General features: G+C 61.2%; 16 protein-coding genes and 1 tRNA gene. 1 reads left to right on the top strand and 16 read right to left on the bottom strand.

What is annotated here, in order from left to right; genetic code table 11:
• Positions 1–41 precede the first annotated feature (41 nt).
• The 12 genes from Q8L25_RS17545 to Q8L25_RS17495 all read right to left on the bottom strand — a co-directional run bounded on the left by Q8L25_RS17545 (position 42) and on the right by Q8L25_RS17495 (position 9665).
• Entirely contained in the window at positions 42–479 is a 438-nt protein-coding gene (locus tag Q8L25_RS17545) for a hypothetical protein (protein WP_308920585.1), read from the bottom strand.
• A gap of 53 nt (positions 480–532) precedes the next feature.
• A complete protein-coding gene (locus tag Q8L25_RS17540) occupies positions 533–1702 on the bottom strand; it encodes a P22 phage major capsid protein family protein (RefSeq protein ID WP_308920584.1) in 1170 nt (389 codons plus the stop codon).
• A 167-nt stretch (positions 1703–1869) separates the two neighbouring features.
• Positions 1870–2664 carry a DUF6651 domain-containing protein gene (locus Q8L25_RS17535; RefSeq protein WP_308920583.1) on the bottom strand — a complete coding sequence of 265 codons (795 nt, stop codon included), beginning with the start codon at positions 2662–2664 and terminating at the stop codon, positions 1870–1872.
• Positions 2665–3385: 721 nt separating this feature from the next.
• Positions 3386–4444 (bottom strand): hypothetical protein, encoded by a 1059-nt coding sequence (locus Q8L25_RS17530; RefSeq protein ID WP_308920582.1) that lies wholly within the window; start codon positions 4442–4444, stop codon positions 3386–3388.
• Positions 4441–5826, bottom strand: a complete 1386-nt coding sequence (locus tag Q8L25_RS17525; protein WP_308920581.1) for a DUF4055 domain-containing protein — start codon at positions 5824–5826, stop codon at positions 4441–4443. Before Q8L25_RS17525 ends, Q8L25_RS17530 begins: the two co-directional genes overlap by 4 nt.
• A 14-nt stretch (positions 5827–5840) precedes the next feature.
• Positions 5841–7121 carry a terminase large subunit domain-containing protein gene (locus Q8L25_RS17520; RefSeq protein WP_308920580.1) on the bottom strand — a complete coding sequence of 427 codons (1281 nt, stop codon included), beginning with the start codon at positions 7119–7121 and terminating at the stop codon, positions 5841–5843.
• Positions 7108–7569: a DUF2280 domain-containing protein gene (locus Q8L25_RS17515; RefSeq protein WP_094444286.1), complete on the bottom strand. Its 462-nt coding sequence runs from the start codon at positions 7567–7569 to the stop codon at positions 7108–7110. Before Q8L25_RS17515 ends, Q8L25_RS17520 begins: the two co-directional genes overlap by 14 nt.
• A gap of 30 nt (positions 7570–7599) precedes the next feature.
• Entirely contained in the window at positions 7600–8241 is a 642-nt protein-coding gene (locus tag Q8L25_RS17510) for a putative metallopeptidase (protein ID WP_374694176.1), read from the bottom strand.
• 6 nt (positions 8242–8247) lie between these two features.
• Positions 8248–8418, bottom strand: a complete 171-nt coding sequence (locus Q8L25_RS31740; RefSeq protein ID WP_374694311.1) for an HNH endonuclease — start codon at positions 8416–8418, stop codon at positions 8248–8250.
• Positions 8419–8683: 265 nt separating this feature from the next.
• A complete protein-coding gene (locus Q8L25_RS17505) occupies positions 8684–8929 on the bottom strand; it encodes a hypothetical protein (RefSeq protein ID WP_308920579.1) in 246 nt (81 codons plus the stop codon).
• A 437-nt stretch (positions 8930–9366) separates the two neighbouring features.
• Positions 9367–9513 (bottom strand): hypothetical protein, encoded by a 147-nt coding sequence (locus Q8L25_RS17500; protein ID WP_308920578.1) that lies wholly within the window; start codon positions 9511–9513, stop codon positions 9367–9369.
• A 78-nt stretch (positions 9514–9591) separates the two neighbouring features.
• Positions 9592–9665 (bottom strand) — tRNA-Gly (locus Q8L25_RS17495).
• A gap of 127 nt (positions 9666–9792) precedes the next feature.
• Between Q8L25_RS17495 and Q8L25_RS17490 the strand changes: the two genes are divergently transcribed.
• Complete coding sequence (locus Q8L25_RS17490; protein WP_308920577.1) at positions 9793–10083, top strand: hypothetical protein; 291 nt, start codon at positions 9793–9795, stop codon at positions 10081–10083.
• 227 nt (positions 10084–10310) lie between these two features.
• On the opposite strand, the gene Q8L25_RS17485 is transcribed toward Q8L25_RS17490, so the two are convergent.
• The 4 genes from Q8L25_RS17485 to Q8L25_RS17470 form a co-directional block, all read right to left on the bottom strand.
• Positions 10311–10853 carry a hypothetical protein gene (locus Q8L25_RS17485; protein ID WP_308920576.1) on the bottom strand — a complete coding sequence of 181 codons (543 nt, stop codon included), beginning with the start codon at positions 10851–10853 and terminating at the stop codon, positions 10311–10313.
• Between the two features lie 81 nt (positions 10854–10934).
• Positions 10935–11360, bottom strand: a complete 426-nt coding sequence (locus tag Q8L25_RS17480; protein ID WP_308920575.1) for a hypothetical protein — start codon at positions 11358–11360, stop codon at positions 10935–10937.
• Complete coding sequence (locus tag Q8L25_RS17475; protein WP_308920574.1) at positions 11357–11719, bottom strand: endonuclease; 363 nt, start codon at positions 11717–11719, stop codon at positions 11357–11359. Before Q8L25_RS17475 ends, Q8L25_RS17480 begins: the two co-directional genes overlap by 4 nt.
• Entirely contained in the window at positions 11716–12048 is a 333-nt protein-coding gene (locus Q8L25_RS17470; RefSeq protein WP_308920573.1) for a hypothetical protein, read from the bottom strand. The genes Q8L25_RS17475 and Q8L25_RS17470 overlap by 4 nt, the downstream gene beginning before the upstream one ends.
• Positions 12049–12130 lie beyond the last annotated feature (82 nt).

Genomic DNA, 12130 nt, shown 5'->3' with positions numbered 1-12130 from the left:
TTATGAAATGCCCCGATGCGCGGGGCGGTACTGGCCAGTGTTTATGCCTTGGCGGCTTTGGTTGGCTTTTCGGTCGTGGCGGCAGTGGTGGCCGGCACTGAAGCGGTGGCAGTGGCGGCATCCTTGGTGGCCTGCAGGCGAGCCGCTTCGTCGTGCAGGCGCTGCGCTTCGACTTCGTTGGCTTGCTCGCGCTCAGCGACGGCGGCTTCGCGTGTGGACAGCGCCTGCTCGCGCTCGGCCAGCTCGCTGGCGCGCTGGCCGAGCATCAGTTCCAGGTCATCCAACTGGCCCTTGCGCGCCAGCAGCTGGTCGCGCCCGGCCATCAGCTCGGCCAGCGTGGGCGCGTCACCCGCACTGGAATCGGTGTTCAGGCTTTCGCCTTCGAGCAGTTCGTGCTGCGAAGGGTCGAAGTCTTTCTTTTCGATCAGGACAAATTCGCCCTGACTCGGATGGCTTGATTTGATCTTGATGGTGGTCATGCATTTCTCTCAGGTGACCCGGCGCCACGCTGGCCGCCGGGATGGTTGATGGATTAGCCGCCGATCAGGTGGCCGCCCAGGTGCGGATTCGGCGCAGCAGTGCCCCAGGCGAGGTTGACCTCGTAGCGAACCTGGCGCTTCTGCTTGTAGATGCAGAATTCGTAGGTGATACCCGAGATCGGATCTGGCACCAACATGACGTCATCGGCCGAGTCGCCGCCTTCCGGCATGGCGGGCGCGCGGGTCGCCAGTTGGAGAGCTGCGCGCTGGAAGAACGCATTGCGTACGGTCGCCGCGATCAACGTGATGCTGGTGGCTGCAGCCGGGATCGCCTGGCGCAGGCCCGGCGCTTGCAAGCGGATCTGGCCACCGTTCGAGGCATCTGCATCGCCAGCGGCCAGAATGTACTGGCTCGGGTCGCCAGCAAATTTCACGATGTCGCCAGCGAGAAAGGCGCCGGTACCTGCCGCAGCCAGGTTAATCACGGTCGCGCCTTTGGCGTGACCAGCATTGCTGGTCGTCGCCGCTGCAGCATTGCCGGCCACGATCAGGTCGCCAATCGCGCCCGAGTTATGCAGGTCGAAGCCCTGGACCACGCTGACAGCGCCACGGCGCAGCAGATCGTCGGTACCGGCTTCGTTGACGCGGAACAGACCGGCCTGTTTGCCTTCGATATTCGCCATCGCAGCGGAGCCCAGCACCATATGCAGGTCGGACAGCGGCGCGCCGTTATCTTTCAAGATTTTCTTCGGCTGGGCGAAGTCGGACAGGTCGCCCGAGGTGCCAAAGGGGATCGTGCCGACTGCGCCATAGGCGCGGCTCAACTTGATACTGGTGGCGGCCAAGTCCGCTTCCACTTCGTTCGTCAGCGTCCGCAAGGCCTGCGCGATACGCTGCTGATTGATGTTCGCGTAGGTGCCGGCGCTTTGCAGGCGCTGGGTGTCATCACCGTTGATGCCGAACGGCACGGAACGCTGCTTCGAGATCGTCATGTCGACGTAGTTGATGGTCTGATTGCCAGCGTCTTCGGCGTACGCGCCTTGCGTCAGGTCTTCAGCGGCCATTGCGCCAACGACTGGCGAGCGGACGGTCTGATTCAGTGCAGCGCGTTCGGCGGTCGAATCGCGCGACACGGCCGGGATGAAGCCAACTTGCTCGCGCGCAATTACGTTCATTGCTGCATAGATGTCGGGGATGAGGCCGGTAAGGGTGAGGATGGTCATTTGCTGATGCCTTTCGGGAATAAAAAAGGCCCGCGTAGTGCGAGCCTGTCGGGATGATTTGAGTTGTAGAACGGATAGGCTATCCAGCCCAAAGCACCCCGCCGACATCCATCAGCAAGGCATAAAAATAGTTCATTGAGAAGACTGGGTGAATTGGTTGCAACTGCTTAATCGGTAACGACCGCTCCGCCCTTGATTGCCTCGGCCTGCGCCTGCGGGGCCATGGCAAAGAACTGGGAGCGCGGGATTTCCTTGCCACCGCCGGTGCCGTTCTTGCCGCCACCTGCGCCACCACCGGAGGCGCCACTGCCTTTCAGGATCATGTCTTTGTTGGCGTATTGGCCGACCATCACTTGGATGGCTTCATCGAAGTCAGCATGGTTGCCATGGTTCGTAGACGAGAAAATGGGGTTGCCCTGCTGGTCCATCGGAACCAGCTTACCGCCATCGACTTTGAAGCGACTGCCGAAGAAGGTCCGCGCCATGTCAGCTGGGATAGCCAGTTTCTCGGAAATGAATTTGGAGCTCGCAAACGAGCCGCCAATGATGTGATCGTTCAGGTCATTGGTAAGCTTCGTATTCTGCTCGGTCAGCGTACGTTGCTTTTCTTCGGCCGCGCGGGTGGCGACGGCGACTGCCTCGTTCGCCGAGCGGGTCGCGGCGTCCTTGATCTCTTGCACCTTGGCCGCCGTAGTCAGGTCGCCGGAATTGATATTCGCCATGGTCTGGAGTGCCGTAGCAGCAGCGGCGGCATCTTCGATACCAGCATCCTTGAAAGGCTTCAGCGCAGCTTCAGCAGCCTCTTTTGCCTGGCGATGGCTCATAGCCTCGCCGTTCAGGCTGGAAATCTTCGCCACGGTCGCGGCGGCGTCATGGGCAACTTCGCGGCCATCGTCAAGAATGTAGACAGGCTTGCCATCTTGCAGCACTGCGTTGCCATTTGCATCGAGTTTGAGTTTCATTTGGTGACTTTCTGGGCATCCGCCCTTGTGAATGGCCTTCTGGCCGTGCACCGCGTCGCGTCCGCTTGCGGCATAAAAAAAGCCGCCTGGTTAGGGCGGCTCGAAAATCTAGTCATAAAAACATCTAAAAGCAGGACCGTCTATCTACTGGGGTGCTCAAAACACAACCGTATCGATCCACTCGCCCTGCTTGTCGCGGGATGAGCACCCGCAACTGAAACAAGCATCATCTCCATTTGATATCCGGCCAGAGAGATGGTTATCTTCGCACCCCCGGTCAGCCGCCATGCACAAGTCACTCGTTTGCACTCGGCGTCGGAAACTCTTAAATCAACATCTAAACCGCCCAGGGTGACTGCGGCAACTCCATCGAATTCACCAAGCCCGAGGCTTGGAATCGACTTCCAAGAAAATTTAACGCCCACGATCAGTCCCAAGTTCCGACATCGTTGAGGGGGGGGGCGCAAGAGCGATAGATATCATCCAACTACCACCCTCTCGCCCCGCATGAGGCAGCCGGCACACAACACCTGCGCCGTGCCGCCCTTCAATTTGCCACCCGCCAGCATGGCGCCGATCCGCGTTTCGATAACCTCGCGCCCACCGCAGCGCGGGCACTCGCACATATCAGCCGGCTTTCTGGCGGGGACGCGGCGCGCGCTCTTTGATGGCGGCGGCTCGGTTTTGGGGACGATGTGTAAGGTCATTTTTCAATGATAACCTACGCGGCGGCCATTCTCGCATCTCGCGCGGCAAGTTCCTTGAGCGAAATCGACAGCCCCTTGTCATTGACGAAAGCCGCGTCGCTCATACCGTCCTTGCGGTAACGTGCGCCCTTGGCTTTACCAAGTACCTCATCTTGCACTTCGGGCTTTTGCTGCTTGAGCCAGTCGCGGTACGAGATATTCACGTCGACCGGGCCGTCTGCAGCTGATCGAGTGCCAGTGAGGCGCTTCTGCCCCTTGAGTAGGGCGATGCTTGAGCTGCGGCAGCGCCAGTGCAGGCGACCAGGCCCGGCGCCCCAAGCGACGCTGTGGCCGATCGGCTTGTTTTCCTTGGTGTAGCGCAGTCCATCGCGCGCCCGGCATTCGTGACTCGTTCGCCCATCCAAGGTGCTGACCCATACCAGATCACCGAGAATGTCGTCATTGTCGTCGTAGAAGCGCGTGCGCGTGGTCTGCGCTGTGTGGCTCAGCGCCGTGCGCACGATGGCGTCGATATCGTTGCGACTGGCGTTCAACAGCCCGTCAGCGTAGTTCAGCGCCTTGGTGCCGCGAATCTCGCGCACGATGTCGCCCGTCGTTTTTCCCTGCGTGTAGCCGATGGCGATCGTGTCCTTGATGCGGCGCAGGCGACTGTCTCTCAGGCCGGAAGCCCATTCTTTCAGCAGGCGACCCTGCATCGGCTGTGACATCGCGGCCGCATAAACCTGCTCAGGCACGACACTGACAATACTGAAGGTGACCGGCGCCACTGCCTTGTACAGATCGTACTGAAACTGCCCCTCCAGCCCGACGAAGCCTTGCAGCTCCTGCGTGAGGCCATCATAGAAAGCGGCGTAAGCCTGGGCATTCAGCTCGGATACCGATTTTAGCAAGCGGTCCAGGCGCTGCACCTTAAAGGTGTCAGCGTCGACGTCGGCCAGGGCCCCTGTCAGTTGCGCGATCAGGTCGGCATCGGTCAGATTCAGTATCCGGATCATCTTCGCCAGCACGAAATTGCCGTACTGGGTCGTATTGATGGCGTGACGGATGGTCTCGTTCAGGATGGGATCGATCATGGCACGACAGGCTCAGGCAAAACGCCAAGCTCGGGGCCTTGCGCTTCGAGCCGCTCCTGCTCCTCAATCCAATCAACGTCCGGCGACCGGATGCCGCGGCGCTGCAGTTCCTCGTGCAGCGACTGCTTACTCATATTGCCCGCTTGGGTAGATTTCAGCAGCAGCTCGGCACCGGCCTCGGCCAGGGTGGCGGCGCCGAAGTCTTTGTACACAGTGACGTGACCACCCTCTGGCTCATTCACCCAGTCGGCCATCAGCTGCAGCGCCTGGTCGGCGGCGTCCTCGACGTTGGTCGCGATCTTCTGCAGCGCGCAGGCGCCCTGCTCGTTGTCGGCCAGCGTCTGCGATTCCGTCACGTTGCCTGGCTTGATCACCAGCAGCTCGGCGCCGGCCTGGCGCATGCGATCTTCCAGATCGAGGATGGACAGGCGGCCGGCCTCGATCGCAGCACCGGTATGTTCAACGTATTTGAGGTCGCCGTCCGGATGCTCGGCCTTGACCGAAGTCCCGGCGCCGACCGTGATGCCGCCCTCGCCCAGCATGCGGGCAAACAGAATCGGCACGCGCGCGACGTGCAGGATATTCTGCTGGTCGCTCTTGCTCTGCCAGTGCTCGACGTTGGTGTATGCCAGCTCCAGCAGCGGCGGCGTGGCCTGCATGTAGCCCAGGCGCTTGCCGTAGACAGGCACGAACGGAATGATTTTCAGGCTGGTGACGCCCTCCTCGTGCAGCACCCACTCCTTTTTGCTGCCAGTCTCGCGCTGGCGCCAGGTCTGCCACGTACCGCGCCCCAGCACGCGCACCTGTTCGATTTCCTTGGTGTCGAAGTCGCCGTCCGGCTCGGACACGCATTCCAGCAGGCGCAGCTGCGTCAGTCCTTCGAGGCTCGTGGCGGTCTTCGGCAGCCAGCCCAAGACGTTCTGCACATGGATCTGGACGAAGTACGGGCGCACGCCGGCGGCCTCTTCGTCGGCCTTGGTCACCAGATTGCCAGCCTTGGGAAAATCGACCAGGATGCCGGAAAAGCCGTAGCCCATCGCCTCCTGAGTGATCTCGGACAGGAAGCTGTGCAGGTCGCGGCCGGCCAGGTCGACGTTTTGCAGCCAAGGCTTCAGGCGCTCCGGCACGTCCTCACCCAGCGTCACCGGCTTGCTGAACGGCTTGGCCGAGAGCACGTCGATGGTGCGGCTATAGGCTGGGAACAGCGTGGCCACGGCCAGGCGCAGCTTGTAGGTTTCGTCATCCTCGCCCGGCCACTGCGGCAAATACGCCTTGCCGGCGGCGCGCATCGCCTTGGTGCCGCCCAGCAGCGCGGCAACCAGGGCGCAATCCTCGTTCAGCTTTATGGCTTCGGCTGATTGTTTGCGTACGGCGTCGGTCATGGAAATCCTTGTTGTTACATGCGCAGCGGCGCGGTGGTCGTTGTGCTCTTTACGATCGGGTAGCGCTTCACGATGAAGTAGCCGTTCGCATCGTTCGGGTGGTCATGGCCAGACTTCTTGTCCGGCTGGCCGTCGGCGCCCCATACCTGCTGCTCCAGCGCCTCGGTGGTGGTCGGGCATTGGTCGGTGTTGATCTTCCAGCGGCGCTCGCCCTGGGCGTTCAGGATCATGCCGTTATAGGCGTTGACCCGGTCCTTGACCGCAGGGTTTGAGTGGTTCACTTCGAGCAGGAAGCCCGCCTGGCGCAAAATGGACAGGTCGGACTCGCTCGCGTTCTTGCTGCTGGTGTTCTGGCCGGACGCATCCGGGAAAATCTTCACCTGGTGGCCTTTGTCCTTGAAGTCCTCCTTCAGGATCCTGGCCATGGCCGGCGTATCACGCACTTTTACGCGCTCGGCCAGTGTCATCGGCTGGCCCTCGCGGACCACGTTGATGCAGGCCGTCATGTTCAGCACGTTGAAGTCGAGTCCCACCTGCAGCGGCTCGCCAGGCAGGATGATCTGCGTCGTGCGGTTCTTGAGGCGGTCAAAGTCCGGATAGACCGAGCCGCTGGTCAGGTTCGTGAACTTGCCGCGCAAGTAGGCATCGATCAGCGCTGGCGGGTAGCTGGCCAGCAGCGACGGGATGTAGTCGGCTGGCAGGTTGAGCTCGTTGTCGAACGTGCTGGCCTGGATCAGGCCATACAGCGTCGCCAGCTCGGGTTTGTCGCGAACCGCCTTCACGAACTGCTGGTAGACGAACTTGAAGCCCTCCGGCGTGGTCGTCACGTCAATGCCGTTGAGCAGGCCCGGCACGTTGTAGCGCATCCGCGCGATGATCTTGCGCCAGGCCGTTTGCGCCTTGAGCATCGGCATCACGTCCAGCTCATCTATCAGCGCGTGGCCGATCTTGAAGCCGACGATGGTTTCAGGCTTTTCCATAGAGCGGCAGATGACCGTGCCGCGATATAGCCGCCCCTCGTACACCTCGACCTCGTGATCTCCCTGCTTCACCTTGATGCGCAAGCCCATCGCATAGGCCACCTCCTCCATCGTGGGATAGAAGATGTCGCGGATCTGCGGATAGGTCGGCGCGAAGTAACCTTGGCTGATGCCTGGCCACTGCCAGAAATGCATGCAGATACCGACGCAGCCCACGAAGGTTTTGCCGGAGCCGAAACCCGCAACATAGGCCTTGTACTTATGGGGCAGGTTCAGGAAGGCAGCCTGCGGGATATTCAGGTCAAGCTGGATCATCGTTCTTTCGCGCCCCATCCTTGACGCCGATGATGATTTGCACGGGCGTCGGCAGCTGATCGCTCGGCTCGGCCTTGCCCTTGTTCACGTAGATATCGCCCACTTCCTTGGCCGCCTGCTCGTACAGGCTGGCCACCAGCGGCAAGTTGCGCATGTTCTCGGCCTTCTGTGCCAGTCGGGCGAGGCCGCGCAGGCGAAATGCCTTGCTGGCGATCGGGATTTCCTCGGCAGTGGCGCGGAACTTGGCGCGCGTCTCTTCGAAGATCGTTCGCCATTTCTGGCTGAGGTTGCGACCGACGTAAGTGTTCGGGTCATACAGTGACACCTGCTGACGCGGCACATCGAGGCCGAATTCTTCCTTTACTGCAACAGATACTTGCGTCGGCGAGTCGAAACAGGCCAACGCTGTGACGACGTACAGCTTCACCTCGTCCTTGAGTGCGGCCATGTTTTAGTTTCCTGTAAAGCAACGTAAAGCCTACGCAGCCTTCAGCAAACAGGTTCCGCAAGCCCTCGCGATGTTGATTCTCGCCACTTCGGGCGGTGTCTTTGCTGCGTCGATGATGCGCTGCACGTCCTCGCTGGCGCCGTAGCGACGGACCACGCCGATGAACTCTTCGACGTCGTGCGAGCGCATGCACAGCTTCGGCAATCCGTACTTGTTGAAGGCCGGCGCGCCGAAGTCATCCATCTCCTGGGCGATGTGATAAAGCTCGTGTTCGACCAGGGCGCAGAATTCGGCGTCGCTGCAGGTCAGGCAGTAGCTGCCGTCCAGGGTGATAAGGAAGTCAGGCACCATGCCGAACCAGTCGGCCATCTGCTGTTGCTGGCGGCCTTTTTGCCACGGACCGCAGCGGAACGTGACTTCCTCGCACTGGCCCAGCACAGTGCGGCCAGCCTTCACGAAGCCCATCGGCGCCCACAAGAACTGCACGTCGGCATATTCCAGGTGGGCGTGGTCTTCGTTGTAGAGCGCGCCGCCTTCGGTGAGGATGGTTGCGCGCGCCCACTTTAGTACTTCGGGCGCGGGCATGTAGCGGCCGTTCAGCGGGTCGGCGAATTCGGTCGGCGGCATCGGGCGCGCCGACGTGGGCGCTGCGGAATTGCGGCTTTTCTTCATTCCGACCTACCCAGCTATCTCAATCCTGGCGGCCTTGGCCTTGTTGCATGGCCAACAGAGCACACGCAAGTTCGACGGCTCCAACTGAAGATGCCTGTACTTCGAGCGCGGCAGAATCTGAGCTATATTCAAGTTTTCCTGTGACTTGCACTTGACGCAAATACGACCATCGCGCATGAAGACCGTCTCGCGGACTGCCCGCCACTCAGGGCTGCGATAGAACCGCTCTCGTTCGCTCATCGTCGTTCTGCGTTTCTTCTGCGCAGGTACTGGGCGGCACTCCTCTGGCGCTGGAATGCCCGCAAGTCGCCTAGCGTTCTCGGCTCTCGCCAGCGCTTCCCGCTCCCGCAGAGCTGCGCCAGTCGTCTCGAACCACCTTTCGTAGTCCGTCTTTTTTGGCGATCGTGCCATTTGGCCCTGCCTTATTCATGTTTCCGGCCAATTAAACGCCGTCGACGTCCATCATCACGGGCGGCATCGTTGCGCCCACCACCCACAACCGGACGGCGCCGCCGGCGTTCAGCGCGGCCAGTTCGTCAGCATCAGGGCGCCAATACGACAGCACGGCCGGCAGGTCGCCGACGTGCGTGTGCGTGACCGGCAGCGCGTTACATGGCAGCTCGCCTTGGTCCCAGCCTGCGGGAGCACCGAGTACGCCGTCGTTCGACGGGTGTTGGATTTTAACCATGGCAATAGAATGAGCAAAGTTTGATAAAAATCAATATCGTATTATTTCCTGGAGGCATCATTTTAATTTTCCGAAAAGAAACATATGAGCCAAGACGCCCACCTCGACAGCGCACCAGCACTACCCCTACTCTCTCGACCAGACGCCGAAACCGAGCGGATTATTGAAATCGCCGTGCGCATGGTTATGGAAGTTGGCTTGACCGCAGCTGAGGATTATTTGCGTAACCACGGGGTGAGCATAAAAACGTCCTGGCGGGTCTTGAGCCACAACCCACGGGTGCGCCGAAGGCCGCGATAGAGCATTTAACCTAGTGTCACCGCCCGTGCCAAGCAGGGCCGCGATGAATTGCGGTGGAGCCTCTTGGCCATGATGCGTCGGTGACTGCGCCCGTTTTTCAAAGGCCTGCCACTGGAGCGCGCTGGCAGCCGCAAGTGTCAGGTGGTCCAGGCGTGCAGCGCCGGCTTGGCGATCGCCCACAGCCAGGGCCAGGCAAGCAGGATGATCGAGACGATGGCGCCGCCGATCAGCGCGCCCGCCAGAATCAGGGCGATGATCAAGCCGCCGAAATCGAAATTGAACATGCGCCACCTCAAATAGAAAAGCCGCCGGCGCAGTGATGCGGCCGGCGGCGAAACCCGGCGTGCCGAGCAAGGAGAAGCTGGAGCGGGCGGCGGGAATCGAACCCGCGTGGAAAGCTTGGAAGGCTTCCGCTCTACCATTGAGCTACGCCCGCGCGGGAAATTGATCTTGGCTATACGCTTGGTGTTAAGTTAATTTCTCGCAAACATTGATAGAAGCGCATACAATGGACCGATAGTCGCCTCCCCGCCCCTGAGGGCGGCTGCATATTTGGAGCCGCAATGAACAAGCCACATTTGCCTGCGTACGTCTTCCTCTACACGGAACGTACTCAGGAAGCTTTTCTCGCCGCCAAGCAAAATCTTGGCTCTCGATTTCCGATCGACGTACAGAACTCGGCACCACCCTTCGACAACAAGAGCGTCAAGGCTTGGGCCTCGGAAGCTGGCGAAAAATTATGCTTCGAGAACGGCAGCGCGGCTGCAGTTGTAGCGTTCGTCTACGAAGATGTTCTCGCACACATGCTACGGGTCACAACTAATACTCACGTCGAAGCGAATATAGCAGCATAGAAAAAGCCACCTCAAGGGTGGCTTCGATGTTGCTCCCACGACTATAGCGCGTGGTGAGCGGCAAATTCAAGGCGTGCAGATACGGCGCTGGGTCCGGGTGCTGTCGCTAGTTCCAGCTATCGGTGGCGCCAAGCGCACATTACGATTTCCGGAAGAGTTTTCTTGAATAAGAGCCTGCATTATACAACGGAATACTGTTTGTAAACACAGGCGCGCCATATTTCTCGCTACTGGTCACCGCCGCGCAACAGGCCAGATGCGCGGCCCGAGTGGCTGTCGGCAATGGCGCTCAATTCGGAGACCATATCCTTGACGCGCTCCAGCTCCAGGCCGGCCGTGCCGTGAATCGCGGCGGCGCCCGAACCCTTGCAGCTGGTGCAGATGCCATTACCCAGCAGCGCCTTGACGCCGGTGCCGCTGCAGCCTTTGCACGTGCTGTCGAGCCAGTGCGCCAGCGACTTTTCGGCCACGCGACGATACAGCGCCTGCGCAGCGGCAGCGTCCCAGGCCGTGTTTGCTGGCACCCAGCGCCGCGCTTGGCCGCGCCGGATCACCTCGGCAGTCCAGATGCGCAGCAGTTGCGCCAGGTTGCCCGCGTTGCCTTCGAACTGCCGCGTAAGCGTGCCATCCGCGTACTTCACGCGGCAAAGTAACGCGCCGATATTGCCGGCAAGCGCTGCGGCGGCCAGCGGCTCGGTCTGGTGGTGCAGCGCATCGTCCAGCAGATTGGTCGATCCGATTGAAGCGATGTAGCGGTCAGGAAATCCCATGGGTGCCTTTCAGTTGTTGTCCAATGTTAACACCCATTTCACCCAGTTCCAGTTCGAAATAGTGTTTCCTGTGATGATTTTTCATACCCTCAATACCCCTGTTTTATTGAACTCGCGGATCGCCGCCAGTGAAGCTTGGGAAATGTCGAAATTCGACACGCTGCGCAGGAAAACCATCGTCTTGCCAATGCCCTCGCGCAGCAGGCGCATCTCGTCGCCGGTGACGCCAAAGGATCCGGTGCGCTGGGCGCGCGCCTGGATTTCAGCGATCGCTTCGACCATGGCCTGCGCCACAGGCAGGATCTCATGGCCGTCCGGCGCCGTGCGCCGCGCCATGTCGGCGTTGCTCAGCAGGTCGTAGACGTGCTGCTCTTGGAAGTGGCCCTTGCCCATCGCCTCGCTGGCTTGGAAGCCCGGCATTTCAAAGGCTAAGTCCTTGCGCAGACCTGCCGGCAGCACAGCCGGCTTCTGCACGTACCGCTTGCGCGGCTTCTTGTTGCCGCTCATGGCGCTCCGCCGATCTCGATGCGCACCGCGCCCGGCTTGGCGCCATACTCGCGCCGCAGCGTGACCGGGTCGAACCGGGCATCGTTGACGCCCAAGGCGTCGGCCACGCCGTCCAGCGACGGTTTCAGCGCCGCCAGCAGGTTGTCGCGGTCGCGTGCACGGCGGTCTGGCTGGATAAACGTGATGGTCAGGGCAATGGCGCCGGCGGCGACCGCCTGGCCTTGCATCGCGCTTTTCGTGAGCAGCACCGCGCCGTCGCGCGCCTGCTTGCGCAGCGCCGATGTGGCGCCCCAGTGCAACCCCTTGCTGCGGTTCGGGTTGAGCTTGGCGCTCGGCCATGGCAAGGTGACGGCGATCATCGTGCACGCTCCAGGCGATGCATGGCCGCCATCACTATCGCCGCGCGCGCTGCGGCATCCCTGTCCGGATAGCACCGGTACCGCGCCAGGAAGCCGCCGGCATCGATGCAGGTCGACGCTGGCGTCAAGCGGATCTCGAAGTGGGCGAGCAGCGGCCCGGCCTCCGCCCAGTCGCCCATCCAGTCCGGTACCAGCGCCTGGCCACGGCTTTCGGCCGCGCCTGCTGGCGGCGTGCCCACCAGGGCGCCGCCCACCTCGGCAATGCGGGACCAGCCCAGCAGCTCGGCCAGGCGTTTGTTTGCTGCGATTTTATTTTCTTGATTCTGCATAGAGGCCTTTCTAAGCCGTTTTTCTGATGTGTACGCTACGCGGGTAGCCGCCACACCGCTCGCGCAGCGTGGCGGTAGCGCA

Origin of the sequence: Janthinobacterium sp. J1-1 (assembly GCF_030944405.1) — a bacterium.
Classification (GTDB): domain Bacteria; phylum Pseudomonadota; class Gammaproteobacteria; order Burkholderiales; family Burkholderiaceae_D; genus Janthinobacterium.
Note: the sequence above shows the minus strand (reverse complement) of the source record. Positions and strands in the feature narration are given on the sequence as shown.

Coding starts and splice junctions, on each gene's coding strand:
- Q8L25_RS17475 (WP_308920574.1), bottom strand. CDS start 11,719: ATGATCGCCGTCACCTTGCCATGGCCGAGCGCCAAGCTCAACCCGAAC.
- Q8L25_RS17500 (WP_308920578.1), bottom strand. CDS start 9,513: ATGTTCAATTTCGATTTCGGCGGCTTGATCATCGCCCTGATTCTGGCG.
- Q8L25_RS17520 (WP_308920580.1), bottom strand. CDS start 7,121: ATGATCCAGCTTGACCTGAATATCCCGCAGGCTGCCTTCCTGAACCTG.
- Q8L25_RS31740 (WP_374694311.1), bottom strand. CDS start 8,418: ATGCGCGATGGTCGTATTTGCGTCAAGTGCAAGTCACAGGAAAACTTG.
- Q8L25_RS17510 (WP_374694176.1), bottom strand. CDS start 8,241: ATGAAGAAAAGCCGCAATTCCGCAGCGCCCACGTCGGCGCGCCCGATG.
- Q8L25_RS17540 (WP_308920584.1), bottom strand. CDS start 1,702: ATGACCATCCTCACCCTTACCGGCCTCATCCCCGACATCTATGCAGCA.
- Q8L25_RS17485 (WP_308920576.1), bottom strand. CDS start 10,853: ATGGGATTTCCTGACCGCTACATCGCTTCAATCGGATCGACCAATCTG.
- Q8L25_RS17480 (WP_308920575.1), bottom strand. CDS start 11,360: ATGAGCGGCAACAAGAAGCCGCGCAAGCGGTACGTGCAGAAGCCGGCT.
- Q8L25_RS17490 (WP_308920577.1), top strand. CDS start 9,793: ATGAACAAGCCACATTTGCCTGCGTACGTCTTCCTCTACACGGAACGT.
- Q8L25_RS17515 (WP_094444286.1), bottom strand. CDS start 7,569: ATGGCCGCACTCAAGGACGAGGTGAAGCTGTACGTCGTCACAGCGTTG.
- Q8L25_RS17470 (WP_308920573.1), bottom strand. CDS start 12,048: ATGCAGAATCAAGAAAATAAAATCGCAGCAAACAAACGCCTGGCCGAG.
- Q8L25_RS17505 (WP_308920579.1), bottom strand. CDS start 8,929: ATGGTTAAAATCCAACACCCGTCGAACGACGGCGTACTCGGTGCTCCC.
- Q8L25_RS17545 (WP_308920585.1), bottom strand. CDS start 479: ATGACCACCATCAAGATCAAATCAAGCCATCCGAGTCAGGGCGAATTT.
- Q8L25_RS17525 (WP_308920581.1), bottom strand. CDS start 5,826: ATGACCGACGCCGTACGCAAACAATCAGCCGAAGCCATAAAGCTGAAC.
- Q8L25_RS17535 (WP_308920583.1), bottom strand. CDS start 2,664: ATGAAACTCAAACTCGATGCAAATGGCAACGCAGTGCTGCAAGATGGC.
- Q8L25_RS17530 (WP_308920582.1), bottom strand. CDS start 4,444: ATGATCGATCCCATCCTGAACGAGACCATCCGTCACGCCATCAATACG.